22 protein-coding genes are annotated in these 25,338 nt (G+C 54.4%); 8 read left to right on the top strand and 14 right to left on the bottom strand.

The window, feature by feature from the left end; translation table 11 throughout:
* Positions 1-15: 15 nt before the first annotated feature.
* The 13 genes from Q3Y58_RS00175 to Q3Y58_RS00115 form a co-directional block, all read right to left on the bottom strand.
* Complete coding sequence (locus tag Q3Y58_RS00175; protein WP_319620521.1) at positions 16-807, bottom strand: alpha/beta fold hydrolase; 792 nt, start codon at positions 805-807, stop codon at positions 16-18.
* A complete protein-coding gene (locus tag Q3Y58_RS00170; RefSeq protein ID WP_274217777.1) occupies positions 804-1,865 on the bottom strand; it encodes a branched-chain amino acid ABC transporter permease in 1,062 nt (353 codons plus the stop codon). The genes Q3Y58_RS00175 and Q3Y58_RS00170 overlap by 4 nt, the downstream gene beginning before the upstream one ends.
* 11 nt (positions 1,866-1,876) lie before the next feature.
* Entirely contained in the window at positions 1,877-2,905 is a 1,029-nt protein-coding gene (locus Q3Y58_RS00165) for a branched-chain amino acid ABC transporter permease (protein ID WP_319620520.1), read from the bottom strand.
* Entirely contained in the window at positions 2,902-3,627 is a 726-nt protein-coding gene (locus Q3Y58_RS00160; protein ID WP_319620519.1) for an ABC transporter ATP-binding protein, read from the bottom strand. Before Q3Y58_RS00160 ends, Q3Y58_RS00165 begins: the two co-directional genes overlap by 4 nt.
* Positions 3,627-4,397: an ABC transporter ATP-binding protein gene (locus tag Q3Y58_RS00155; protein ID WP_319620518.1), complete on the bottom strand. Its 771-nt coding sequence runs from the start codon at positions 4,395-4,397 to the stop codon at positions 3,627-3,629. Before Q3Y58_RS00155 ends, Q3Y58_RS00160 begins: the two co-directional genes overlap by 1 nt.
* A 132-nt stretch (positions 4,398-4,529) precedes the next feature.
* A complete protein-coding gene (locus Q3Y58_RS00150; protein WP_319620517.1) occupies positions 4,530-5,726 on the bottom strand; it encodes a substrate-binding domain-containing protein in 1,197 nt (398 codons plus the stop codon).
* Positions 5,727-6,058: 332 nt separating this feature from the next.
* Positions 6,059-7,282, bottom strand: coding sequence for a M10 family metallopeptidase (locus Q3Y58_RS00145; RefSeq protein WP_319620516.1), 1,224 nt, complete (start codon positions 7,280-7,282; stop codon positions 6,059-6,061).
* A 411-nt stretch (positions 7,283-7,693) separates the two neighbouring features.
* Positions 7,694-8,629, bottom strand: coding sequence for an alpha/beta hydrolase (locus Q3Y58_RS00140; protein ID WP_319620515.1), 936 nt, complete (start codon positions 8,627-8,629; stop codon positions 7,694-7,696).
* Between the two features lie 12 nt (positions 8,630-8,641).
* The gene (locus tag Q3Y58_RS00135; protein ID WP_319620514.1) at positions 8,642-9,844 is read right to left on the bottom strand and encodes an MFS transporter; all 1,203 of its coding nucleotides are present in this window, start codon (positions 9,842-9,844) and stop codon (positions 8,642-8,644) included.
* 197 nt (positions 9,845-10,041) lie between these two features.
* Positions 10,042-11,244, bottom strand: a complete 1,203-nt coding sequence (fabV, locus tag Q3Y58_RS00130) for an enoyl-ACP reductase FabV (protein ID WP_319620513.1) — start codon at positions 11,242-11,244, stop codon at positions 10,042-10,044.
* Positions 11,245-11,290: 46 nt separating this feature from the next.
* On the bottom strand, positions 11,291-11,710 hold the full coding sequence (locus Q3Y58_RS00125; RefSeq protein ID WP_319620512.1) for a MaoC family dehydratase: 420 nt from the start codon (positions 11,708-11,710) through the stop codon (positions 11,291-11,293).
* Between the two features lie 43 nt (positions 11,711-11,753).
* Positions 11,754-13,346, bottom strand: coding sequence for an acyl CoA:acetate/3-ketoacid CoA transferase (locus Q3Y58_RS00120; protein WP_319620511.1), 1,593 nt, complete (start codon positions 13,344-13,346; stop codon positions 11,754-11,756).
* A gap of 136 nt (positions 13,347-13,482) precedes the next feature.
* Positions 13,483-14,418: a LysR family transcriptional regulator gene (locus Q3Y58_RS00115; RefSeq protein WP_319620510.1), complete on the bottom strand. Its 936-nt coding sequence runs from the start codon at positions 14,416-14,418 to the stop codon at positions 13,483-13,485.
* A gap of 303 nt (positions 14,419-14,721) precedes the next feature.
* Here Q3Y58_RS00115 and fabG point away from each other — a divergent pair, with 303 nt between their 5' ends.
* Together fabG and Q3Y58_RS00105 are read left to right on the top strand one after the other, a co-directional pair.
* Entirely contained in the window at positions 14,722-15,456 is a 735-nt protein-coding gene (gene fabG, locus Q3Y58_RS00110; RefSeq protein ID WP_319620509.1) for a 3-oxoacyl-ACP reductase FabG, read from the top strand.
* Between the two features lie 10 nt (positions 15,457-15,466).
* Positions 15,467-16,672, top strand: a complete 1,206-nt coding sequence (locus tag Q3Y58_RS00105; RefSeq protein ID WP_319620508.1) for an acetyl-CoA C-acetyltransferase — start codon at positions 15,467-15,469, stop codon at positions 16,670-16,672.
* 89 nt (positions 16,673-16,761) lie between these two features.
* Here the strand turns inward: Q3Y58_RS00105 and Q3Y58_RS00100 are convergent, their stop codons facing one another.
* Complete coding sequence (locus Q3Y58_RS00100; RefSeq protein WP_319620507.1) at positions 16,762-17,787, bottom strand: substrate-binding domain-containing protein; 1,026 nt, start codon at positions 17,785-17,787, stop codon at positions 16,762-16,764.
* 128 nt (positions 17,788-17,915) lie between these two features.
* Here Q3Y58_RS00100 and Q3Y58_RS00095 point away from each other — a divergent pair, with 128 nt between their 5' ends.
* The 6 genes from Q3Y58_RS00095 (at position 17,916) to Q3Y58_RS00070 (ending at position 25,304) form a co-directional block, all read left to right on the top strand.
* Positions 17,916-18,893, top strand: a complete 978-nt coding sequence (locus Q3Y58_RS00095) for a substrate-binding domain-containing protein (protein ID WP_413697772.1) — start codon at positions 17,916-17,918, stop codon at positions 18,891-18,893.
* Between the two features lie 155 nt (positions 18,894-19,048).
* On the top strand, positions 19,049-20,539 hold the full coding sequence (locus tag Q3Y58_RS00090; RefSeq protein WP_319620506.1) for a sugar ABC transporter ATP-binding protein: 1,491 nt from the start codon (positions 19,049-19,051) through the stop codon (positions 20,537-20,539).
* Positions 20,532-21,503, top strand: a complete 972-nt coding sequence (locus tag Q3Y58_RS00085) for an ABC transporter permease (RefSeq protein WP_319620505.1) — start codon at positions 20,532-20,534, stop codon at positions 21,501-21,503. Before Q3Y58_RS00090 ends, Q3Y58_RS00085 begins: the two co-directional genes overlap by 8 nt.
* 70 nt (positions 21,504-21,573) lie before the next feature.
* Complete coding sequence (locus tag Q3Y58_RS00080) at positions 21,574-22,491, top strand: ABC transporter permease (RefSeq protein ID WP_413697771.1); 918 nt, start codon at positions 21,574-21,576, stop codon at positions 22,489-22,491.
* A gap of 16 nt (positions 22,492-22,507) precedes the next feature.
* Entirely contained in the window at positions 22,508-24,046 is a 1,539-nt protein-coding gene (locus Q3Y58_RS00075; RefSeq protein ID WP_319620504.1) for an FGGY-family carbohydrate kinase, read from the top strand.
* A gap of 94 nt (positions 24,047-24,140) precedes the next feature.
* Positions 24,141-25,304, top strand: coding sequence for a capsular polysaccharide export protein, LipB/KpsS family (locus tag Q3Y58_RS00070; protein WP_319620503.1), 1,164 nt, complete (start codon positions 24,141-24,143; stop codon positions 25,302-25,304).
* The last annotated feature ends 34 nt before the right edge of the window (positions 25,305-25,338 follow it).

Here is a 25,338-nt window from a genome sequence, read left to right as displayed (position 1 = left end):
TCTTTGCCGGGCTTTTCACGAGGCCAGAAGGGCTCCAAGCACTTGTGAGAAGCGCTCGGGGTCCTCCAGATGGGGACTGTGGCCCGCTGCTTCAAACAGATTGAGTTCCACTCCCGGAACATGGTCCAGATACCAATTGCGCGTTCCAGCGCCATAAAGGGCGCTTTGTCCCCCAAACACCAAATGAAGCGGCTTTCCTAAAGCTGTGACAAGCGAACGAAAGTCCTGCGCAGTGAGCGACGCCCACATGGGCTTCAATAACTCTGGGTTGGCGCGGCGGATTTCTTCTTCTGCATGCATGAGCTTGCCCGGATCGCAGGGCGCGCCAGTGGCGAACATGCGCTGCGCGATTTTGGGAACCAGCCCCGCCCAGCTCGGGACCAACGTTGCCAGCAAGTGGTGATTGCGGGCTTCGTCCAGCCCGCCCAATGAGCCGAACGGCCACTCCGGATCGTTTAGAACCTTCGGCGCCATATCAACTGCAACAAACTGTCGGATCCGATTGGTGCCGTGCCGCTGCGCCAAGGCAAAGGCCACATGGGCCCCCATGGACCAACCGCACAGAGTGACATCCCTTAGATTTCGGCGCTCCAACTCGGCAAACACAGCGTCTGCCGCGGCCTCAATGGTAAGCTCTGCGGCATTGAGGGTTTGTCCATGGCCCGGAAGATCAGGCACCAGAACATGTGCCCTGCCGCGATGCGCCCTCACCTGCTCCTCAAAGAAACCACCATGGCACGCCCAGCCGTGGAGAAGGACCAGGGGTGAACCACTGCCCTCCTCCCGCCAATACAGTTTGGAAATCATGATTTCATTTCTCTAAGCCGACCAACAATGCCGCTTGGAAAGAAATAGACCGACAGAATGAAGAGCACCCCAAGCCACAAGAGCCAACGTTCCGGCTCCACCAGATGAGAGATGAACGGCACAAAACTGGTGGCGTCAGCTGCCACGCCCATCAGGTTTTGCAGGTAGGTTTGCGCCAGAATGAAGATGGTTGCACCCAATATGGCGCCGTACATGGTTCCCATGCCGCCGATCACCACCATCAGAAGGATATCAATCATGATCTCCATGGAAAGAGTGGTGGCCGGGCCCGTGTAGCGCAGCCAGATGGCAAGCAGAGACCCGGCCAAAGCTGCCATGACCGCGGAAAGGACCGTTGCCGTGGTGCGATACCATATAACGCGATAGCCGATAGCCTCTGCCCGAAAGGCGTTGTCGCGCACAGCCTGCAACGTGCGGCCAAAGGGCGAGTTCACGATACGGAGCATGACGATGAACAGGATCGCGGAGGAAAAGAAGACCAGATAGTAGTTCAGCAGCTTGCCATTGATGCGCACGCCGAAAACCTTGTCCGGCAAAAGTTTGAAGGCAGGTGTGAGTTCTCGCGGAATACGGTAATTGAGGCCATCCTCACCACCTGTGAGCCAAGACGCTTGAGAAACGGCAATGGCAAAGGCGCTGGCCACAGCCAGCGTTACCATGGCGAAGAAGATTGCCTTTACCCGCAGGGAGAAAAGACCAATCGCCAGCGCGAAGGCGGCAGCGATGACCACACCTGCACCTGTGCCCCAGAGGATCGACAGGAACGTTGGCCCGGTAGCTGACAACGCGAGGGCCGTTCCATAGGCTCCAATGCCAAAGAACATGGTGTGGGCAAACGACACGATACCCGCATAACCCAGCAGCAGATCGTAGCTGGCCACCAGAACAATGAAGATGCAGATGCGCGCCGCCGTTTCCAGTGATTTGGTGCCCGGAAACAGAAAGGGCGCCAACGCCAGCGAAATGACAACCGCAAGCAGAACAAGGCTCAACACTTTGCTGCGAGGATTGTCACCTGAGAGGAGAGTTTTCAGCATTTGTCTGTGCCTCACTTTGCCTTGACGACGGGGTAAAGCCCCTGAGGACGCCACATCAGGATGATGACCATGAGCGCAATGGTGGATACGAGAGCCACCTTTGGTGCGAGGAACGCCGTGTAGTTAGACAGCAAACCAACCAGTAGCGCGCCGATGAAACAGCCCTCTACGGAGCCAAGGCCGCCAATGATGACCACGATGAACACCAGCACCATGATTTCCGAGCCCATGTGGGCGGTGATGGTTTCCTGATAGAGCCCCCACATGACGCCGCCGAGCCCAGCAAGCGCTGAGCCGACCATGAAGACGATGAGGAACAAGCGGCGAATGCGATATCCCAAGGCTTCGACCATCTCGCCGTTCTCAACACCGGCGCGAACCAAAAGGCCAATCTTGGTAGACTTCAAAACGTGGCGCATGGCCAGAAACAAGGCAACGCCGATGCCGACCGCAACAAGACGATACTTTTCAATAGCTGCCTCACCAATAACGATGGAGCCGCGCAGGCTTTCTGGCCGTGCCACGTGAATTTCATCCGGCCCCCAGAACACATGAATGAGCTGTTGGGCCACGATAAGCCCGCCCATGGTCACAAGGATTTGCTTCAGGTGCTGGCCGTAAACCGGCATGACGATCACCCGCTCAAACGCATAGCCCATGAGCCCAGTGGCCACCATCGAAACCAGAATGGCGAGGAAAACGGCGGCAAGGTTCAAGAACACACTGCTGGAAGCCGTCCAGCCACCAAGCCAAATGAGAATGGAGAAGCCAACAAACGCGCCTACGGAGATAAACGCTCCATGGCCGAAATTGATCACGTCCATGAGGCCGAAGACGACGGTCAGGCCCGATGCCATGATGAAGATCATCAACCCCATGGCCAAACCGGCTACAGTGAGGGTGAGCCAGGCGGCGGGATCGCCAATGGCAATGAACCCCAGTACCGCCAGAACGGGTACAAGTGCAATTGGAAGCGCAGTGGTGATGCGCTCAAGGACAGTCGCTTTTTCAATGCGCGGCTTGATTGTCGTGTCGCTCATTGGTGGGCCTCCAGGCTCAATCCCATAAGTCGTTCCTGCATCCGAGCGTCACCAGCAAGTTCGGCCATTTCGCCCGCATGAACGATGTGTCCGTCATCCATGACTGAAACGGTGTCTCCAACAGCTGAGGCCATGGAGAAATTCTGTTCCACCAAGAGGATTGTGGTGTCCGTTTCCTTCAACTCCAGAAGTGCGTCACTCATGGCTTTGATAATGGCCGGTGCCAGACCCTTCGTCGGCTCATCAATCAAGATCAGCTTGCGCGGCTCAATGATGGCGCGAGCAACCGACAGCATCTGCTTTTGGCCACCAGACAAGGTTCCGGCCGAGGACTCCCAGAAGGTGCGTATTGGCGGAAACAATGTTTTGATCCACTCAAGGCGATCGGGATCAAGCGGTCCGCGTGCTGCTGCAAGGGTCATGTTTTCCGCCACCGTCAGATCTGTGAAGATGCCCATGTCTTCCGGCACAAAGGCAATGCCTGCGCGTGAGATCTCTGGGGTTGGCAGTTTGGTAATGTCCTGCCCTTCAAACAGAATGGTGCCCGCGCTGGCCTGCCATAGGCCCATGATGGTGCGAAGTGTTGTGGTCTTTCCGGCTCCGTTACGACCTAAAAGAACGGAAACGCCCCCCTTGGGAACAACAAGGTCCACGCCCTGAAGAATGTGATAGGGTCCGATATGGGTGTGAACACCAGAGAGGGTGAGAAGAGGCTCTTTCATCACGCGGCCTCCGGAACTTTACCAAGATAGGCCTCTTGCACCACGGGCAAGGCAATCACCTCCGCAGGGTCGCCATCAGCAACAAGGGCCCCGTTGTGCAAGACGATGATGCGATCTGCCAGCGACCGGATCACGTCCATCTTGTGCTCCACAAGCAGGATGGTGCGGTCAATGTCCTGCTTGAGGGACTTGATCAGATCCAGAATGATCGGCACCTCATCAACACTCATACCTGCAGTCGGCTCATCAAACATAAGCACTTGCGGCCCCAAGGCGATCATGAGCGCCACTTCCAGCTTTCGCTGGTCCCCATGCGGCAATGCCGAGACAACCTGATCGCCGGAATCGATCAGGTTGACTTCCGCCAGCACGTGCTCCGCACGCTCTATGAGTTCAATGTGACTTTCGGCAACGGAAAACATGTCAAAACCCAATCCGGCCTTGGCCTGTGCCACCAGACGCACGTTTTCTCGCACGGACAGGGAGGGAAACAGGTTGGTGAGCTGGAAGGCGCGGCCAATGCCACGATCCGTCCGCTCTGGAACGGACGCGCGCGTGATATCCGCGCCGTTCAGGATGACTTGCCCGGTGGATGCCTTCAGCTGGCCCGAGATGAGATTGAAATATGTGGTCTTCCCTGCGCCATTCGGCCCGACAATTGCTGTAAGCGTGCCACGCTTGAACGCACAGCTCACGTGATCTACCGCGACATGCCCACCAAAGCGAATGGTCAGATCCCGCGTTTCAAGTATTGGATGTTCTTCAGTCATGTTGCAGTTCCCGCCCCGACACGATGCACTTCACCCGACAATCCAGCGGCCGACCGCTGGAAAGCGCAGGAAACAAGGGAAGAGCAAGGCAACGCACGTTGTGAGACGCCCTGCTCCTCCTTCGTTGGCTGGTTAGTTGCGGATTGGAATGTTCATGTCCTCAATGGACAGCTCGCGCACCAACTCCGGTATGCCCCACTCCACATCCGGATCAACCTTGATCTTGAAGTGGTACATGGCCTGCAGAGCCTGATGGTCTTCCGGACGGAAAAGCATCTTGCCCTTGGGGGTGTCGAATTCCATACCTTCCATGGCTGCGATCAGCTCTTCGGTGTCGGTGGACCCTGCCTTTCGGATGGCCTCAACAATCGCAAGACCTGCCGTCATACCCCCCGCAGTGAAAAAATCCGGCGGCGCGTTGAAACGTTTCTGGTGTTCGGAGACCAGCCACTCGTTCACCGGGTTCTGAGGGATGTCATGGTAGTAGTAGGTGGCGCCTTCCATACCCGGCAAAGCCTTGTAGGCTTTCATGGCTGCAAGAATGTTGCCCCCCGTTGCGATTTCAATGCCAAAACGGCCCGGCTCCATGGCCTGCACCTTGCTGATCGGATTTCCCCCACCAGCCCAAATGACAAACAGGAACTTGCGGCCTGGCTCATCTTTCAAGGCGTCGAAAATGCGCTGTGCGCTCGCGGTAAAATCCTTGGTGTCGGTTGGGGCGTATTCTTCGAACACCAGTTTGGCACCGGTGCCTTCCAGCGCTTCCTTGAAGGCTGCCACCCCATCGCGACCGAATGCATAGTCCTGCGCCAGCGTTGCAATGGAGACGTTCTCGGCACCAAGCGCGACAGCATTTGCAACGGCGTCTTGAGATGAATTGCGACCGGTGCGGAAGACGTAGCGGTTCCAGTTGGAGCCGGTGATGCTGTCTGCAACCGCGGGCTCGACGATGAGGATCTTCTCATATTCTTCCGCCACCGGAAGCATTGCCAGCGCCACACCGGAAGATACGGGACCGAGCGCGATATCGACCTCATCGTCTCCGTAGGCTTCGGCCAGAACAGCTTTGCCAATGTCTGGCTTCAACTGCGTGTCTTTTTCAATGACGACGATTTCGCGGCCATTGATTTCCATGGTGCCTTCGGTGGCATATTCCAGCCCCATCATCAGGCCAACGTGCGACTGCTTGGCGTAGGCCTCGTACGGACCAGTCTTACCATAGACATGTGCGATTTTGATTGGATCTGCTTGCGCCGAGAATGCGCCTGCAGAAACGGCTAAAACTCCAGCCAGCGCAGAAGCCGCCAGCTGTCTCAGTAGAGACGCCATTTCGATTTTCCTCCCCAATAGATCAGTCGGAAAACCAGCGCCATACCTCCCCTGATGCAGCTGCCGTAGTTTTACCGACCTCGACTATATGAAACCTGAATCAGTGTTCATGTCAATCACTCGCATTACTTTAAGGGAACTATGAAAGGTGGGGCCCCACCAAGGAAGGACCGAAACTCACGAAAAGGCAAGGATTCTCAGCACTCAGTTGGCTCGGGCTTCTTTCGTCTAAGATGCGCGTGCCAGCCAACATAAAGCCGCTCCCATTGTTGGGAGCGGCGGATCTGCCCCATGCCGAAGGCAAAGGCCAGGCTATTCAGTGCTGCAACGCGTCAAGCAAACGCGAAGTCGCTTTGATCCAGTTGGGCAATGCTCACATTCTCGAGGGTGATGGTTGAATTGCCCCAAGAAATGCTAGTGTCGAGGCCTGAACTGAGAAACTCCAGGAGGTCAAAGCTGGCCGTTGAGAAGGACGAACCATCGTCAATCAGAATGGTATCGATACCGTCTTCAAAGTCGACGATTGTATCGCGATCGCCGAAGCCTTGCGTGGTCGCATCGAAAACGAAGACATCAGCCCCAGCGCCACCGATCAGGGTGTCATTTCCGCCACCACCTTCAAGGGTGTTGTCTAATGCGTTGCCGATGATCACGTCATCGCCACTGCCACCCACGGCTGCTTCAATTTCTGTGCCACGGGCAATCATCATGTTACCGGTGTGGCCCCGAACACTCGAGATGGCCTCTTCATTCAGGTTGATGACTTGATCTTGAGAAACACTGCTGAAATTGAAGGTGTCGTAACCGCCATCGTCCAAAACGGTGAACGTGACGGCTTCGTCGATGCGCGTAATGTAGGCAAGCGCATCTCCAGAGTCTGCACCATCGCCGTAAACGGTATCGCCAGTCCGAGTGGTACCCGTTGTGCCGTAAAGGTTCTGAATGGCGATGATGTCTGCGACTTGAGGCGTCAGAGCATACGCAAACGTGGCATCAATTGACGTGTTCTCGGTCTGGCTGAAATAGGACATGATCGAGGCTTGCCAACTGTCGTTGGTATAGTCGTTGTCGATGCCATAGTCTGCGCTGCCATTGTAGTTTCCGGCATGGCCCAAGCCCAACGCATGACCGATTTCATGGACATAGGTCTGGAACGAATAGTTGTTCAGATCATAGCCATCTCGAGAGATCCACGAAGTCGACACGTTCACATAAGAGGCTGTAATCGTGTTGCCCGAAAGGTCTGAGTAGGCGTAGGCCCCACTGTCATTGTCGTCAAAGGTGATATCCGCCGTGCCACGGGTTTGAACAAACTCAATACCCGTAACATCTGACCAGAGCTGGAGCGCATAATACGCATAAAACGCGCCTTTGTTCGTAAGGCCCGAGAGGTTCACCGACAGGACGCCATCTGAACCGACATCAAACGAACGGGTTGGGCGACCATTGGCTTGCCAATAGCCCGTGGTCAGTTGGTCTGCGATCTGGTCGTTGGTGAAAGTTGGCGTGCTCGCAAGACTTGCCGCTTCATCACCTTGAAATGCTGTTGTGCTCATCTTTTTGTCCGTTTTCCCTTGGAAGGAGTATTGGGAAACCTGAAGAAACAGCCCTTTTCCGATGAGAAAATGAAATAATTCTCTCAGAGACCACCCCTTCAGGACGTATTATTACGTACCTGACCATGCGTAATTTTCAATTATTTAATCGTGATGATTTTCGAAATTTCATCAGTATTTGTTGTATAATGAAGTTTTCTATTTATTTAACGATTTAACTATTCAACTAATGTGATGACTTCATATGTTATTACTTATGAATCGAACTCTTTATCGATAATCAATACTCAATAAAGTCAGAATTTTTAATCCAAAAAAACACAGGAAAATACCCAGCTCTCGGGAAAACTGATGCTCTAACGCAAACGGGGCCCCAAAAGGGCCCCGCAGCGCATCGAGTCTGAACGGTTCTTAGCTGTTTAAGAACTCATTCATGCGGGAGTAGACCAACTGGCACTCTTCCTTGACCAAATCTTCCAAATTCAGGAAGGTATGGGTCATATCGTTGAAGTAGAGATGCTCTGCGCGCACCCCTGCTTCTTTCACCTTCTCATAGTAGAGCTTGCCTTCATCACGCAGTGGGCAGAACTCCGCCGTGACCACAAATGTCTCAGGCAGATGGCGAGTGAAGTCTTTGAACAGGGTGGACGCGGCTTTACGGCATTCGCCTTTCTTGAAGTAGTTGTCGAAGTACCATGCACATTTTGCGGTGTGCAGCAGATAGCCAACAGCGTTTTCAGTGTAGGACGGTGTATCCATGGTGTAGTCGACGCATGGATAGACCAGGAGCTGCTTCTTGATGGTTACGTTGACATCGAACTGCGCCAGATGCGCAACCGCAGTTGCCAGTGCGCCGCCAGCAGAATCGCCGCCGATGGACAGCTCGCGCTTGTACTTCATGCCACGACGGTCAAGCGCATCCCAAACGCCGCGCAGTGTTGCATAGGAATCTTCGACACCTGCTGGATACGGATGCTCAGGGGCAAGGCGATACTCTGGTGCGACCACGATGTGTTTCGTTGCCAGAGCCATCTTTCGATAGAGCGGGTCATACACCGTGACACTGCCCGCCATATGGCCGCCGCCGTGGTAGTACACCAGAACAGGAAGCTCTTCTTCTGGAGCCGGGTTAAAAATGCGAACCGGTACGTTGTAGCCTTCCGCATAAATCAGATCGTCCTGTATCAGCGCGACCTCTGGAATGTCCGTGACATGTGTCTTGGTCATGTTTGCCAGTGCTTCACGAGCATTGATTGCGTTCGGCTTGAAGCCATTCGCAATAAGCGCCGCAATGGTCTTGTTGAACTGATCAAGAAATGGAACGAGCTTTGGACTTACTTGACGCATTGGGGCCCCCTTTTATGCTTTTGCAGGTGCAACAGAGTGAAGTTTCTTTTTACCGGTTTCCGGCAGGAAGAACGTTGAGATGAACAGGGTGGCGGAACATGCCACCGCAAAGGTCGCTGCAATCGAGATGTTGCCTGTCTGATCAGCCATGACGCCTGCTGCATACATCAGAGCGGTTTCGATGATGTAGGAAATTGACCAGAACATTGCAAAGATGATGGTGATGCGACCTGGGTTCATGCCCGGCAGCTCCTGAGGCAACGTAACGAGACAAGTCATCGGCACGAACAGGAAGAAGCCAGCGAGAAAGGCGGATGCTGTCGCTACCATTGGACTTGAAGTGGTGATCATGAGCGCGGCAAAGCCGGTCATGGCAAGACCACACCAACGCATGATGGGCAGACGCAACGGATAGCGCTTGGCAACAACAATGCCCACTACGGTACCAACCATACCGGCACCAATCATGATGGATGCCAGATACTGGGAGGACACAGCAAAGGTTGGGATCATTGGGAACAGCGCGAAGACGGAAATGTAGCAGAACAGCAATCCGGAATAGGCAAATGGCAACAGCCAGTTTACCGGATCTTTGACGCCATCCTTGAAAGTGTATGCCTTCTCAACTTCGCCAGCGGCATTCTTTGGTCCGGAAAGCTCAAAGTCTTCTGAAATGAACCACCAGATGACGAGAAGAACGAAACTTACGACAGATATGCCGAGGATCACGTTCTGCCAGCTACCAAGCTGGGACACGAGCGAACCCGTGAGCAGCAGGGCAAACAGGTTACCTGCGTTGAACGCGGCCGCGTTGAGGCCGTTGACGATGGGGCGCTCTTCCGGCGTGAAGTAATTGACGACGATTGGGTTGAAGTAAACGATCACAAAGGCACCGCCAAAGCCCATCACGAGACGTGAAAAGACATAGAGCGGATAGTTGGAAGCGAAGGCACCAGCAGCGCCAGCGACAACCAGTAGTGATGCAAAGGCAAAAGCCTTTTTGGGGCCGAGTTTGACCAGGAACCATGCAGCAATCAGATTACCAATGATTTTTGCGATGGTGATGGCGTTTGTCATCCAGGTTGCGGCGGCAACACCCTCAACCTGATAGAAGGACATGATATCTTTCGTCATCATGTTACCGGCGACCCATGACATGGCAAAGAGCGCATAAGTCATGAAGATCACGAATTCAATTACGTGCTTGCGGATCATTTTTGGGAACCTCCCTAGTCCCTTCTCTTGAATTAAGACTAGGCAAAACATATCCCGTTTTTTTAAAAAGCATTTTCCCGATTTCAGGAAGGTATATTGCTTTATATGAAATAATATAGTGATATATGTACAAATACATAAAATAAAAATGGCCCAGACTCTGATCCGGGCCATCATATATACGTAACGTAAGGTATTTACGGCATTTTTATACTTAAGTCATCGACATAAACTTCTTTTTCGTAATCTACACCATCCAAGCCAAAACCATTGAGTGCAAGGAAATCCTTTTTATAGCCCTCGTAGTCAGAAACACTCTGGAAGTTGTTCTGATCAAGCTCTTTGAGAATGACTTGCACTTTCTCTTGCACATCGTCTCGCAACTCCCAATCGTCGATACGGATCAGGCGCTGCTCGTCCACCGGGACCAACTCTTCGCCGTTGTAAAGCCGATCAGCAAACAAGCGCTGCATTTGCTCAATGCAACCTTCGTGCAGCCCCAGCTCCTTCATTACCCTGAACAGAGCGAGGATATATGGCGAAAAGGCCGGAATGAACACACTTGCCTTTGTCACCAGGGCCTTACACACGGCAACATGGGCTTGGCCACCAATCTCCTTGAGCTTGGCATCAAGCACATCTGCTGTTCCATGAAGATGCACCTTGGCGCGGCCCAGAGTCCCTTCATGATAGATTTTATGGGTTATTTCGGAACCGATATAAGAGTATGCAACGGTCTGACACCCGTGTGCCAACACTCCTTCGCCAGATAAGAACTCAATCCACTCCGCCCAATCTTCGCCACCCATAACACGAACGGTGTCCGCCACTTCCTGTTCAGTTGCAGCGTCAAGCACGCTTTCCTGAAGCCGATCCTCTTCAAGATTGACGGTATAGCCCGTAAGCGGCTCCCCGATTGTCTTGAGAGACGAGCGGATTCTTTCACCGGTCTGCGGATCAGGCCGGATGCCTGTGGCGAGCGAATACACCACCAAATCGACAGAGCCACCAAACTCGGTCTTGATGTAATCCACCACACCTTGACGCATGGCAGGCGAGAAAGCGTCGCCGATGAAGTTCTTGGCTATCAACCCTTCCTTTTCTGCGGCCTCGCGGAAATAGATGGAGTTGTACCAGCCAGCGGTCCCTACGCCTGTTTCGGAAGGACCACGCTCAAACGCCACACCAATCGTGTCCGCTCTTGCGCCACCAAAAGCGAGAGAAATGCGAGAAGCGAGCCCAAAACCAGAGGAGGAGCCCAGAACAAGGACCTTCTTTGGCCCCTCTTTGATTTGTTTGGCTTTTCGCACGTAGGCGATTTGGTCTTCGACTGCTTTTTGGCAGCCAATGGGATGACAGGTCTTAGCCACCTGCCCTTTGATGACGGGTTCGATTTTCATGGTGTGCTCTTCTGGGAACTTTGTGCGAATGAAATTTGATTTTTGGTTATGCAGCGCGTGGCGGCCTGACGGTCGCAACGCCTTCAATGACGGTCTTACCATCCTGATTGAGGCTGACAGTACGCAGCTTTGCGATTTTCTTTTCTTTATCTATTTCAATAACTTCGACTTCAGCCCGAATGGTGTCGCCAATATAGACCGGCGCCTTGAAGCGCAACTCTTGGCCGAGATAGATGGTGCCGGGCCCAGGCAACTGCATGCCCAAAACCGTGGAGGTGAGCCCAGAGACGAGAATGCCATGGGCCACGCGCTTGCCAAAAACGCTTTCGCGCGCTGCGGTATCGCTGACATGCACCGGGTTAACGTCCCCGCTGATCCCGCAGAAAGCCTGAATGTCTGCTTCGCAGATTGTTTTTTCAAAATATGCTTTTTGCCCAACGGCAAGCTCGTCCAGTGTGTAACTCATGAGAAGCCTCGTGCATTCGTGATTTGTTATTTGCGCTGCAGCCTCAGGCCACAGCTTCCAGCATTTGCGGCTCTTCCCGCAGCGGCTGAAGAGTGAGCCCAAGCGGCTCATCCATGAACAGGCGCGCCTCCATCAGCTTTAAGTCCGGGCCGACCTGAGGCTGAAAGTCCATCTGGCTCAGAATGTCCCTTTCCAGATCTACCCCCGGCGCAATTTCGATCAGTTCCAGCGTGTCCTCAGAAAGGCGGAAGACGGCTCTCTCGGTGATGTACATAACCGGCTTACCATTTCGGCGCGCCTGATTGGCTGAGAAGGTAATTTGCTGAACCTTATCGAGGAATTTCTTGATGCGGCCCTCCTGCTCGATGACCAAACGGCCTTCTCCAGCTGAGACCTTCAGACCTGCAGCGGTGAATGTTCCGCAAAAGAAAACTTCCTTGGCATTTTGAGTGATGTTGATGAAGCCACCGCAACCCGCGATCTTTGGCCCGAAGCGAGAAACATTGAGATCCCCGTTTCGATCGCACTCAGCAAGACCGAGAAATGCTTGATCGACACCGCCGCCATCGTAGAAGTCGAACATCTGGTCTTGTGTGATCACCGCTTCAGGAAAGGCTGAGGCGCCAAAGCTGAGCCCGCCAGCAGGGGTTCCGCCAATGGCACCTGGCTCAACGGTGGCAATCATCTGCTGGGTGACGCCCTCTTCATCTGTAACTTCTGCAATTACTTCCGGAACACCAATGCCGTAGTTCAGGATGGCTCCACTCTTCAGCTCAACAGCCGCCCGGCGGGCAATGATTTTCTTGGCGTCGAGCTTTCTGGGGCCACTGTTCTGCTGAAGAAGGTCACCACGGCCACAATACGCAGGGTTCATGGGCTCCGCGAACGTTTGCATGTGGTCTTCTTCGTTTGCAACCACGACGGCGTCAACGAAGATGCCAGGAATGCGCACCTGCTGCGGATCGAGCTTACCAGCTTCGACAATTTTCTTCACCTGAACGATGACCTTGCCACCCATATTGGTCACCAACTGGGCAGCGGCCAGGTTCTCAAGGAACAGGCATTCATCTTCCATGGTGATGTTGCCATTGGTGTCTGCCGTTGTCCCGCGCAGGAGGGCGACATTGGCGTTGATGCGCTTGTAAAAAAGGTACTCTTCGCCCTCCACTTCCATCAAGGAAACCCGGTCTTCTTGAGTCACCTTGTTGATCTTGCCACCCTCTAGGCGCGGGTCGACGAAAGTGCCAAGACCAACATGGGTAAGCGTTCCGGGTTTTCCGGCAGCGCTGTCGCGCAAAAGCTGCGCGATCACGCCCTGCGGAAAGTTGTAGGCTTGGATGCGCTCGCGGTTGGCCAGATCCTGAAGGCGTGGGATGAGGCCCCAATGGCCGCCCATGGCAAGGCTGACCAGCCCTTCATGAGAGAGGTGGTTGTTGGCACGGTCCTGACCATCCCCTTGGCCTGCGGTGAAATAAAGTTCGAGATTGCGCGGCGAACCGCTTTCCAAGAAGCGATCCCGAATTGCTTTTTCTATGGCCTCTGGAACGACTGCACCAATAAAACCGCCTAGAATGACGCGGTCCCCGTCCTGAATAAGACCAGCGGCTCCCTCTGGCGTCAGAACTTTTACTTGCATCTTGTGACCCTTCATTATGGTGATGCAAGTGAACAAGGTCACGCATCACTTTTTTGCTTCCTAAGGCAAGTGTAGGAGGGTTCCGTGATGCGAAAAATAGACAATCACCTAAAAGACAATTGCACAATCGGGACAATTAAACCGCGCACTGCAGATCGCTGGCAGGCGATTCCTGACTGAGCTCTCGTGTGCGCTTGATCAGGAAATCCTTGAAGTTCGTACACATGAGGGGCATTTGGCGACGGCGTCGGAAATACAGGTTGTATTCGAACTCGGCGTCAATGTAGTCGCTCAGAATGGAGATGAGGCGACCGTTTGCCAGCTCATTTTGCAGGATGTGGATTGGAAGATAGGCAATGCCCCCGCCCGTGAGCGCGATCGACTTGATGATTTCACTGTCGTCGACCTCCACCGTGCGGGCGATCTCAACAGCAGCACAATCGCCATCGTACTCGAAGACCCATTTGTTTCCGCCAACAAGTGTATGGGCAAACAGACAGTTGTGGTGCCTCAGATCCTCCGGCGCTTTCGGGATGCCATAGCGATCCGCATAGTCAGGCGAACAGCACGCCACCAATGGATATCGGAGCAGAGAGCGGCGCACCAGAAGGCTGTCTTTCTCCTGGAAGCCGTTGTAGGTGGCGTTGGCCCGCACAAAAAAGTCTACCTGTTCAACCAGATCAACATCATATGCCGTCTGAAGAATTCGGAAGTCCACGTGCGGATGCTCAAGAAGGTACTCACCCACGATTTGCGCCAGAAAATCGCGGGCGTAGAGCGGCGTTGCTGCGACACAGATCGTGCCCCGCTCTTCCTTGCCTAAGTTCCTGATTTCCGTGAAGATATCTTCGATTTCCGAGTTCACGTCGCTAAAGCGCTCGTAGAGCCGCTGGCCTGCCTGTGTTGCAACCACCTTGCGGGTGGAACGCTTGAGCAGGCTGACACCCATTTTCTCCTCAAGTTCAATGATCCAGCGACTTCCCGCACTTGCAGAAATGCCATAAAGCCGAGCCGCGTCCGAAAAGGAACCGGTGCGCACCACGTGCAAAAAGTACACGATCTTGTCGAGCATGAGGCCTCCACTTTGGCTTCGTGATTGGACTGAGCGGGCACAGCCACTGCGGGAACTTAAGAGTGAGTTGCAAGAGTAAGGGGATCTCCTGCGGTGTATAGGCTAGGAAATGTCGCAGGCTACATTTTCTCAGGCAGTGGACCGTGTTTGAAACGACATGCCGCAAAACGCCTATCCCATTTCCTCATTATTGTTTTGCGGAGCTGTCTGTAATCATTCGGCGCGCTTCATGTCAAGAATATCACCAACAACCTGCGGGCGACCTGCGAGGTGCCTGCGCAGCGAAAAAGAGGTGGTATCACTATGCTCAAGGATAAAGTTTGCATCGTAACCGGCGGCGCTCAGGGAATTGGACGCTGTATCGTTGAAACCTTCGCCAATGCCGAAGCAGCCAAGGTATACGCTTGCGATATGAACGAAGATGCCATGGCGGATTACCGCGATCGGTTCCAGAACGTGGAGCCCGTGGCACTTAATGTATGTGATCGCGATGCGATCATTGGCTTCATCGAGAAGATCAAGGCAGACCATGGCCACATCGATGTGTTGGTGAACAACGCTGGCATCACCCGAGACAACCTATTGGACCGCATGAGCGAGAATGATTGGGATCTCGTGCTTGATGTGAACCTGAAGGGCGTCTTCAACATGACTCAGGCTGTGGTGCCGGTGATGATTGAAGGCGGCGCGGGTTCCGTGATCACCATGTCCTCCGTGGTGGGCACCGATGGCAACATCGGTCAGAGCAACTACGCTGCCACCAAGGGTGGTGTAATTTCCATGACCAAGGGCTGGGCAAAGGAATTTTCGCGTAAAGGCGCTCAGGTTCGGGCGAATTGCGTGGCACCGGGCTTCATCAAAACACCAATGACGAAAGACCTTCCGGAAAAGGTCATTGACTACATGAAGAGCAAGACGCCGCTAGGCCGAATGGGTGAAGCCGAAGACATCGCAGAAGGTGTTCTGTTTCTCGCGAGCGATCGCTCCAAGTTCATCACCGGTCAGACGCTGAAGATTGACGGCGGACTGGTGATCTAACGAGGCTGCCATGACCAAGATTTTTATCGTAGGTGCAAGACGCACCGCACTTGGGAGCTTCCTTGGCACTCTTGCCACCGTTCCCGCCGCAAAACTGGCAGCAACCGCCATTTCCTCCGCCCTTGAACAGAGCCGAGTTGCCCCTGATCAGGTCGATGAAGTGATTGTCGGAAATGTTTTGTCGGCTAATCAAGGCATGGGGCCAGGCCGTCAGGCGGCGATCTACGCCGGCATTCCAGACCGCATTCCAGCTTACACGCTGAACATGATCTGCGGCTCAGGCATGAAATCCATCATGGAGGCCGCAGCTCACATCAAGGCCGGAGATGCGAGCATCGTCGTCGCGGCAGGCATGGAAAACATGTCTCAGGCACCCTTTGCCTTGCCGGGCTCAAGCAGGCAGGGCCACAAGATGGGCACTCAGAACCTGGCCGACACAATGATTGTCGATGGGCTGACCGATGTGTTCCACGGCTACCATATGGGCATCACGGCCGAGAACCTGGCCGACAAATTTGAGCTTACCCGTGAAGAGCAAGATGCATTTGCGTTGCGCAGCCAGCAAAAGGCCTCTTACGCAGTGGAGGCCGGTCTTTTCGATGCTGAAATAGCGCCGATTGAAGTGAAGGCCCGCCGAAACACCTTTGTTTTTGCGCGCGATGAGTACCCTCGTGCAGATGCATCTCTCGAAAGCCTTGCGAAGCTGAAACCTGCTTTCAAGACAGACGGTTCGGTCACCGCGGGCAATGCATCGGGGATCAATGATGGGGGCGTCGCCCTTGTTCTCGCCTCAGAAGATGCGGTCGTCAGTTTTGGCCTTGAGCCGCTTGCGGAAATCGTGAGCTACGGTCAGGGCGGCGTTGCGCCAGCTGTTATGGGTTACGGCCCGGTTCCAGCGATTGCTCAAGCCCTCGAACGCGCTGACATGCGCCTTCAGGAAATGGAACGGCTTGAACTCAACGAAGCATTTGCCGCACAAGCCCTTGCCGTGATGAAGGGTCTTTGCATCGACCATGACGTATCCATGGAGTGGTTCGAGGACAAGACAAACGTTACTGGCGGCGCCATTGCGCTCGGTCATCCCCTAGGGGCGTCTGGCGGACGCATCGTCACCACCCTGCTCTATGGCATGATGCGCGACAACTGCACACACGGCTTGGCGTCACTGTGTATTGGTGGCGGCATGGGAACCGCCGTGGTTTTGAGAAAACCATAGTCTCCACATCGCCGGTTCTCGCAGGGCGATCCCATGCACACCAGGAAAATGCCCCGTCGAAAAGGCGGGGCATTTTTGCGTGAGTGCCTTCAGCTGCGACGGATGACTTCCGGGAGAACTTGTGTCACGCCGGCCTTGCGCTTTCCCGGTTCTTCAAGAAACTCAAAAAGCAAATCCATCATAACCGGAACGTTTTGGCGAACCATTGAGGTCTTGTTGCCCAACAAAGCGGCGTAAGGATCCCAGTCGAAGCACCCCAACGCGACCGTTTCCAAACCGGTGATATCGTTCTGCTGGAACCAATTCACGATCCCTTCCAGAGAAATCGTCGAGTTGATGAAAATGCCTTTCGGCAAGCCGCCGATTTTGTTTACGAACTCATCCAAGCTGCGCTCAGCCTTGTGGGCAGCATAACCACACGGGCGGATGTAGGCCTCGGCAATGCGGGCACCAACCTCCTCATGCGCATCTTTAAAGCCGCGAATACGCTCGCCGGTGTTGTGATCCTCTTCCCGACCACCAATGAAAACGATATCGCTGTCATTGCCTGCGCAGCCGGATGGTAGCCGACTAATAATATCTTTGGTCAGTTCAACGGCCGCTTGATAGTTATCTGAAATGATAGAGGGCGCTCTTGTTCCTGGCAGGTCGACATTCAGCGTTTCAACGCCATGGGCCGCACACAGGTCGGCAATTCGATCGGGATCAGTCGCACCGGTACAGACAATATTATCAACCCGGTATGCCAGCATGGATTGTGCCGCTTCAATTTCGAGATTCGGGTCACGACGGGTACAAGTCACGATGGGAAACAGACCTCGATCGCGAGCGCGCTGCTCAAATGCCTCTGCCAGCGCGCCAAAATAACGGTTGTCATACATGGGAACGATCATGCCAATGATGTTTGAACGCTCGGTGCGAAGTGCACGCGCCTGCATGTTTGGCGAGTACCCTTGCTCAATGGCAACCTTCCGGATCTGGTCTGCAAGCTTTTGACTTATGCGACGTTTTTTCCAACTCCCGTTAAGGACCGCACCCACTGTACTCGCCGACGTATTCGTTAGTTTTGCGAGATCATAAATTGTAGGGCGCTTATCGCTGCGACCATCGGTCATCAAGCCTCCTCCCGATCATTCCTTTTAATCATGCTTGACAAGAAATGCAGTGATGCGCAATATGCACCTTCGATGGTGCAAGTGTAAAGCACTGATTTCGATAGGTTTGGGAGGACCCAATGAAGACTATTTCTAAGCTACTTGGTGCAGCTGCTATCTCCGTTTCCATGCTGGCAGGTTCTGCCATGGCAGCCGAAAAGCCGACAATCGGTGTGGTTGTGAAGGTTGGTGGTATTCCATGGTTCAACGCCATGGAGCAGGGCATCGAGGAAGCTGGTGAGAAGCTGGGCGTGGATGCATTCATGGTTGGTCCTACCAGTGCCGATCCGGCACTTCAGGTCCGTGCCATTGAAGACCTCATCGCACGCGGCGTGGATGTCATCGGCGTGGTCCCAAATGATGCTCAGGTGCTTGAACCTGTTTTAAAGCGCGCTCAAGAAGCTGGCATCAAGGTTATCACGCATGAATCCGAAGCTAGCCTCAACAAGGATTTCAACTTTGAGCTGATCTCTGCTGAGAACTTCGGTAAGGCCCATGCGGATCTGTTTGCTGAAGCAACAAACTGTGAGGGCAAGTACGCTGTCTATGTTGGCGGCCTGACGGTGCCTGCACACAATGCCTGGGCGGATGCTGCAGTTGCACACCTTGAAGCAAAGTGCCCTGACATGTCTCAGGCTGCTGACCGCTTCGGCGTTGCAGAAAGCGTTGACGACAGCCGCACGACCACGCTGGACTTGCTGCGTGCCAATGAAGACTTTGCCGGCGTAATGGCTTTCGGCAGCCAGGGCCCAATCGGTGCCGCACGCGCTGTTCAAGAACGTGGTCTTGAAGGTCAGGTGGCCGTTGTTGGCTTGTTCTCTGCTGGTCAGGGCCGGCGTCTGGTGCACTCAGATGCCCTTACCGGCGGCTTCGTATGGAGCCCAATTGAGGCAGGCAAGGCATTTGTCGAGCTGGGCACCATGCTCGTTATGGGCGACACCGTGAAAGATGGTGACGACGTTCCTGTGCTTGGACAAGTGGAACTTGAAGGCAAGAACATCTATGCCAACAAGCCACTTGCACTGACCAAGGACACTGTAGACGGATTGGCCGAAATCGGCCTCTAAGCTCCCAAGTCGGGTTCAGGCCCGCTCATTGCCGGAGCCGGTTCACCACGAACTGGCTCCGGCTCCCCTTAGCCCTCCGGCATGACCTTCTAACCTACTGGTTGGGCAGCCTTGGCCGCCCGAGCAGGACAGCTGTGCCCAGTCGAGAAGAACACATGACTGAACTAGCAATTCGCGCGCGGTCCATAACCAAGCGCTTCGGCGGCTTCACGGCGCTGGACAATGTGGAATTTGAACTGCGTCCGGGCGAGATACATTGCCTTGCAGGCGAAAACGGTTGCGGCAAGAGCACGCTCATCAAGATCATCAACGGGGTGTATCAACCTGAGCCCGGCGCACAATTCGATTTCTCCGGACAGGAAGCCGTAGGACACATCACCCCTTCAAGCGCGAAACGCCTGGGCATTCATGTGATCTGGCAGGATCTGTCCTTGTTTCCGGACCTAAGCGTTGCGGAGAACATCTGCTTTGACGCTTTTGTAGCCAATCCATTGAGAGGTATTGGCCGCGCGCAAAAGCTGGAGCGCGCCCAAAAAACCATTGAGCAGTTGGGTGTCCAGCTGGATCCCAAAGCGCGGGTGGGTGACTTGAGCATCGCCAAACGGCAGCTCGTCGCCATTTGCCGCGTCATTCAGGCAGAAGCGCGCATCGTCTTCATGGACGAACCTACGGCTTCTTTGACCCAGAAAGAAACCGAAACCTTGCTGCAGATCGTTCGCCGATTGTCTGAGCAGGGTATTTCAATTGTTTTCGTCAGCCACCGTCTGGGAGAAGTGCTCGATGTTTGCGAGCGAGTTACGGTCTTGCGCGACGGCAAGCTCGTCGGCACCTTTGCCACGGAAGGCATGACGCAAAAGAAGCTCTCAACTCTGATGACCGGCAAGGAACTGGACCAGACACCGAGAGCAGGGGATGTTGATGGCGAACGCATGTTGGTGCTGAAGCACCTCACTCGCCGCGGCGAATACGAAGACATCAGCTTTGACTTGCGCAAAGGTGAAATCCTCGGCCTCACGGGGCTGATGGGATCAGGTCGGACCGAAATCGCCCTGAGCATCTTCGGAATGACATCGCCTGATAGCGGTGAGCTGCGCCTCGATGGAAAAGAAGTGAAGTTTCGCAGCAACCGTGATGCCATCGACGCCGGTGTTGCTTATGTCTCCGAAGATCGGTTGAACCTTGGCCTAGACCAGCAGCAGTCAATTGCCGACAACACCGCCTCGACGGTGCTTAAAGAGCTTTCGCAACCAAGCTTCTTTTTGAACCCGAAACGAATTCGCGAACTCTGCGATCTCTGGATCGAAAAGCTGAAAACCAAAGTAAGTGACCCCATGCTGCCGGTCTCATCTCTTTCCGGCGGCAATCAGCAGCGCATCGTTCTCGCAAAGTGGCTGGCAACAAACCCAAAGGTGCTGGTGCTCGATTCCCCAACAGTGGGTGTTGATGTGGGCGCAAAGGCCGGAATTTTCGATATCATCCGCAATTTGGCAAAAGAAGGCATGGCGATCATCCTGATTTCTGATGAGGCCAGCGAGATCTTCCATCACACCGACAGGACGATTGTCTTGAAAGCGGGCAGGGTGGCCCAAAGTTTCAAAACATCTGAAGTGAGCGAAGAAGAGTTGGAGGGCATCATCAATGCTTAATCGCTTGAAAAGCGTCGAAGGCTCTCTGTTCGGTGTGATCATCGCACTTGGGATTGTCTTGAGCCTGACAACGGACAGCTTCCTGACCGTTCAGAACATGTTTGACCTCTTAAACAACCAGGCCGTGAACATCATCTTCGCTGTTGGTCTCGTTGTTGTGCTGGTCTCTGGTGGTATCGACATTTCGTTTTCCATCACGGCATCGGTAGTCCAATACGTGGCCGTTTCCCTCGTGCTTTCCTTGGGCGGCGGTAACTGGGTCATCGGCTTTGCCTTCGCCATGGCCACTGGCCTCATGCTGGGACTGGTGAATGCCTTCCTCATTCACAAGTTCCGCATCGTCTCGATCATAGTAACCATTGGGACGTTCAACCTGTTTTTCGGCCTTCTGATGTACTTCACCCGCGGGCGATCAATCTATGACATCCCAGATTGGCTGTACTACCGCATTCCGGTGTTCGAATTTGCCTCTGCCACCTTGTATCTTCCCATCGTTGTGGCGGCTGTTCTGGCCTTTGTTACCTGGTTCTTCATGACCAAGATTGGCTTTGGCCGCATGATAATCGGTTTTGGTTCAGATCCAGAAGCCGCGCGCCGTTCGGGTGTCAACATCGCCTTCATTCAGGCTTTCGCCTATGGATGGCTTGGCCTGTGCGCGGGCATTGGCGGGCTAATGCAGGCGCACATCGTACAGGAAGTTGTGCCGAACGCGCTTTATGGCCGCGAACTCGACATTCTCGCCGCCGTTGTCTTGGGCGGGGCGGTGCTGGGCGGCGGTCGCGGTACGGTAATTGGCGCGATCCTTGGTGTCATGCTCCTCGCCGTCGTTCAGAACGGTCTGAACCTGCTCGGCATCACCCCCTTTGCCTTCAAGGCGATCGTTGGCCTCATCATCCTCATGGCGATCACTGCAACCAACATTGACCGACTGCTGCCAAAGCGTGCGGCGCATGTGAAGGGATAAAACAATGGACAACAAAGGTCTCTTCACGCTGTTACGGAAGCAAAGCAACGACACGCTGGAGCTGGCAGCAATGCTCGGGTTCTTGGTGCTCTGTCTTGCAGCTTTCAGTGCGATTGCGCCGGGTTTTCTCTCCGCTGGCACATTCCGTTCCATGGCGTTTCAGCTGCCGGAGCTAGGGCTACTAACCCTTGCGATGTTCATTCCAATCATCTCTGGCGGTCTTAATCTGGCCGTTACATACTCCGCGAACATCTGCGGGCTCGCTGCCGCATTTCTGGTCAAAGGTCTGCTGATGTCAGCGGGCTGGGCTTCGTTGCCAATCGCGCTCTGCGTAGGGGTTGGGGTAGGGGCCGTGATCGGTGTAATGGTGGGGGCCATGGTTGCCTATGTGGGCGCCCACCCGATCCTCGTGACCCTTGGTGCCATGATTTTCCTGCGCGGTCTCGGCGAGTTGCTGACCCGCGGCGGTGACATCTCCGGCATGCCGGAGGCCTTCAACTTCGTTGGCCACGGCTCGCTGTTTGGCATCCCCATGCCGATGCTGATCTTCCTGATTGCAGCGGGGATTGTGCTTTACATCATGCAATACACGAAGGACGGGTTTTCCATCTACATGTCCGGCTCAAATCCGGAGGCTGCAAAGTACACTGGCATCAACGTGAACCGAACCTTGATGCTGGTTTATGGCCTTTCTGGCGCGATTTCCGGCCTTGCGGGCATCTTGATGCTGGCCCGTTTCAACTCCGTTCGTATTGGCCACGGAGATTCCTATCTGCTTATCACTGTGCTGGCCTGCTTCCTTGCCGGGGCGAACCCGTTTGGTGGTTTCGGCCGCGTGCTGCCACTGGTTGTGGGCCTCATGAGCCTTCAGGTGGTCGCCTCGGGCATGAACCTTCTCGGAGCAAGCCAACACCTCTCAACTGCGATCTGGGGCGGCTTTCTTCTGCTGGTCATGATCTTGAGATCCCCCTTTCTAAAGAAAAACTAAGTTTCCAGAGGTAGTTATGACCTACGTGATTGGCGTCGATATTGGAACCGGAAGTGCACGTGCGGGCCTGTTCGACGAAACCGGCAGAATGTACGCCACCGCTCAGGCTCCTATCAAGATCAAGCATCCGCAGGCGGAATGGGCAGAACAAAGCTCCACTGACATTTGGCAGTCAGTGTGCTTCAGTGTACGCGAATGTGTGAAGCAGAGCGGTGTTGCCGCAGACCAGATCAAAGGCATCTCTTTCAGCGCAACCTGCTCTCTCGTCTTGCTTGATAAAGACAACAAGCCGCTTTCCCTTTCCGAAGGCGATGACCTTTGGAACATTGTGGTCTGGATGGACCACCGGGCAACTGCCGAAGCCGAAGAGATTACATCCGGGGGGAGCCCTGTCCTTGAAAACCTGGGCGGGCGAATGTCACCGGAGATGCAGATCCCCAAGCTGATGTGGCTAAAGCGGAACCGGCCAGACATCTGGTCGGACCTCGCCTATGCAGGCGATCTGGCGGATTTCCTGACCTACAAGTCCAGCGGCTCTCTGGCCCGTTCTGTCTGTACTCTCGGCTGCAAGTGGACTTACAATCCCGATACCGAGAGCTGGAACAAGGAGTTCCTGAAGTCTGTCGCACTCGAAGACCTCCTTGAAAAAGCACAGCTGCCAGAACAAGCAAGCCCCATCGGCACAGCGCTTGGTGCGCTCACCCAAAATGCTGCAGCTGAGCTGGGCCTGACTAAAAATTGTCAGGTTGGCGTTGGCCTGATCGATGCGCACTCCGGCGCTTTGGGCACCCTCGGCCTTTTTTCTGAGGATCAGCCGGAACGGCGCATGGCCCTGATTGCTGGCACCTCCAACTGTCATATTGCGTTGAGCACCGCACGCAATGAAGTTCCGGGCATCTGGGGGCCTTACTTTGGCGCCGTTGCTCCCGGCATTTGGGCCAACGAGGGCGGGCAGAGCCTGACAGGTGCGTTGCTGGACCATGTGATCGCCCTGTTCTCTGGTGGCAAAGAATTTTCAGGAGACGAACACGCCGCACTTACAGAAGCTCTTCTTGAGCGGATGAAGTCCACGCCCGATGTTGCAGGCCGTATACATGTGAAGCCGGACCTTCTCGGCAACCGCTCGCCGTTCGCGGATGCAGAAATGCGTGGTGAGATTGTTGGCCTCACGCTAGAAGACCCGAAAGAAACCTACCTCAAGGTCTATTGGGCCGCTGCAGCCAGTATTGCCTACGGCACCAAGTTGATCATAGACCGTATGAATGAACACGGGTATGCCATCGACACATTGCATCTGAGCGGGGGGCACAAAAAATCGGAGCTTCTCGTTGGCCTTTATTCAGATGCCACTGGATGCGATGTCGTGATCTCCGAGGCTGAAGAACCAGTGCTTCTCGGGGCGGCTATCGCTGCTCTGGCAACACAGAAAGGCGAGGAGGGTGTATCGGGCGTAATCTCTGAAATTGCTTTGAGCACCACCATCAGAATGCCCGATGCCAAATTGGCTGCCATGCATCGGCATCGCTATCAAACGTTCCTCGAGCTCTATCGTTGAAGTTGAGCGAAACTAGCTAGGCAAAGGCGGGCGATAGACCCGCCTTTATCATGTTTGCGTTCACTGCATTGGTGGTTGCAGAAGAGCGTTGATCTTGCCGCGTGAACCAGCTAGCTCTACCGAGACCATTCAAACACTTGGCCCGGCGGTTCTTTTGAGCACACCTCACCTCATTTCAGGAAGCCTCGCGCTTTTCAGCTCTGGCATGCTCTCCCATCGCAGAGAGATCGAGCACCTAAGCGGGCTCGAAGTGCGGTTCTACAAAGAGGGCCAACGTCTTTCCAAAGATACAATAGCCATCGGAGGCTGGGGCTATAAAGACTCCGCCAATCATGCCCGCATACGCTCAAAAGTGGACGGCCTTCCGTACTGGGCGTTTGAAGATGGTTTTCTGAGAGCGGTCGCGCCCGGTATCGCCGAACCAAGCTCATGCATGCTCATCGATCGGGGCGGGATTTTCTACAACGCCACGTCGGAGAGCCACTTGTTTGAACTCATCCGGCAAGCCAAACTGGCAGCGGACAAGCTGGATGACGTGCAGAGCGCTATGGCGCATCTTAAACAAAAGCGCATCTCCAAGTACAACAACTTTGACCCCTCCTACCTTCCCGAGAAGCTCAAAGCCGTTCCTCATGGCTCTTCCATACTCATCATTGATCAAACCGCCGGAGATGCTTCAATTCCAGGAGCACTTGCCTCGGCAGACAGCTTCAAGGAGATGATCTCCTTTGCGCTAGCCTCTACCGACTCCCAGAGCCTTCTGGTCAAAACCCATCCAGACGTTATGGCCGGGCTGAAAGAGGGGTTTATTGGCACCGGTTGGACGGATTCACGCCTTATCTGGGTTACAGAGCCGGTATCACCTTGGCTTCTTTTTGAGAAGGCTGAAACCGTGTTCACTGTTTCAAGCCAACTCGGCATGGAAGCGCTGATTGCTGGGTGCGCTGTACAGTGTTGGGGGATGCCATTTTATGCTGGCTGGGGCGTTACCACAGATCACATCGCCGCTCCGGAAGATAGGCGGCTTACAAAGAGCATTCCTGAGATTTTCTCGGCCTCTTATCTGCAGTACTCAACCTACTTTGATCATTGGAACCGACAGCAAATCAGCATTCATGAGGCCATTGATCAACTGGACTATTTAAGAAGATGCTACCTTGAGAAGCCGCGAACAACTTTCGGCTTCCTCCCAAGGAAACCCAAGCAGTGGGTCTACAAGACGCTTCAACGTCCTCCACGACCTCGCGCAAAGGCATAAAAGGGAATGCGCCACCCACGAATAACGCGGGCGG

The organism is Nesiotobacter zosterae, from assembly GCF_033843645.1.
GTDB classification, from domain to species: domain Bacteria; phylum Pseudomonadota; class Alphaproteobacteria; order Rhizobiales; family Stappiaceae; genus Pseudovibrio; species Pseudovibrio zosterae.
Note: the sequence above shows the minus strand (reverse complement) of the source record. Positions and strands in the feature narration are given on the sequence as shown.

Excerpts from the sequence above, each read along its gene's own strand:
- Q3Y58_RS00175 (WP_319620521.1), bottom strand. The coding sequence starts at position 807 with ATGATTTCCAAACTGTATTGGCGGGAGGAGGGCAGTGGTTCACCCCTG.
- Q3Y58_RS00170 (WP_274217777.1), bottom strand. The coding sequence starts at position 1,865 with ATGCTGAAAACTCTCCTCTCAGGTGACAATCCTCGCAGCAAAGTGTTG.
- Q3Y58_RS00165 (WP_319620520.1), bottom strand. The coding sequence starts at position 2,905 with ATGAGCGACACGACAATCAAGCCGCGCATTGAAAAAGCGACTGTCCTT.
- Q3Y58_RS00160 (WP_319620519.1), bottom strand. The coding sequence starts at position 3,627 with ATGAAAGAGCCTCTTCTCACCCTCTCTGGTGTTCACACCCATATCGGA.
- Q3Y58_RS00155 (WP_319620518.1), bottom strand. The coding sequence starts at position 4,397 with ATGACTGAAGAACATCCAATACTTGAAACGCGGGATCTGACCATTCGC.
- Q3Y58_RS00150 (WP_319620517.1), bottom strand. The coding sequence starts at position 5,726 with ATGGCGTCTCTACTGAGACAGCTGGCGGCTTCTGCGCTGGCTGGAGTT.
- Q3Y58_RS00145 (WP_319620516.1), bottom strand. The coding sequence starts at position 7,282 with ATGAGCACAACAGCATTTCAAGGTGATGAAGCGGCAAGTCTTGCGAGC.
- Q3Y58_RS00140 (WP_319620515.1), bottom strand. The coding sequence starts at position 8,629 with ATGCGTCAAGTAAGTCCAAAGCTCGTTCCATTTCTTGATCAGTTCAAC.
- Q3Y58_RS00135 (WP_319620514.1), bottom strand. The coding sequence starts at position 9,844 with ATGATCCGCAAGCACGTAATTGAATTCGTGATCTTCATGACTTATGCG.
- fabV (WP_319620513.1), bottom strand. The coding sequence starts at position 11,244 with ATGAAAATCGAACCCGTCATCAAAGGGCAGGTGGCTAAGACCTGTCAT.
- Q3Y58_RS00125 (WP_319620512.1), bottom strand. The coding sequence starts at position 11,710 with ATGAGTTACACACTGGACGAGCTTGCCGTTGGGCAAAAAGCATATTTT.
- Q3Y58_RS00120 (WP_319620511.1), bottom strand. The coding sequence starts at position 13,346 with ATGCAAGTAAAAGTTCTGACGCCAGAGGGAGCCGCTGGTCTTATTCAG.
- Q3Y58_RS00115 (WP_319620510.1), bottom strand. The coding sequence starts at position 14,418 with ATGCTCGACAAGATCGTGTACTTTTTGCACGTGGTGCGCACCGGTTCC.
- fabG (WP_319620509.1), top strand. The coding sequence starts at position 14,722 with ATGCTCAAGGATAAAGTTTGCATCGTAACCGGCGGCGCTCAGGGAATT.
- Q3Y58_RS00105 (WP_319620508.1), top strand. The coding sequence starts at position 15,467 with ATGACCAAGATTTTTATCGTAGGTGCAAGACGCACCGCACTTGGGAGC.
- Q3Y58_RS00100 (WP_319620507.1), bottom strand. The coding sequence starts at position 17,787 with ATGACCGATGGTCGCAGCGATAAGCGCCCTACAATTTATGATCTCGCA.
- Q3Y58_RS00090 (WP_319620506.1), top strand. The coding sequence starts at position 19,049 with ATGACTGAACTAGCAATTCGCGCGCGGTCCATAACCAAGCGCTTCGGC.
- Q3Y58_RS00085 (WP_319620505.1), top strand. The coding sequence starts at position 20,532 with ATGCTTAATCGCTTGAAAAGCGTCGAAGGCTCTCTGTTCGGTGTGATC.
- Q3Y58_RS00080 (WP_413697771.1), top strand. The coding sequence starts at position 21,574 with ATGCTCGGGTTCTTGGTGCTCTGTCTTGCAGCTTTCAGTGCGATTGCG.
- Q3Y58_RS00075 (WP_319620504.1), top strand. The coding sequence starts at position 22,508 with ATGACCTACGTGATTGGCGTCGATATTGGAACCGGAAGTGCACGTGCG.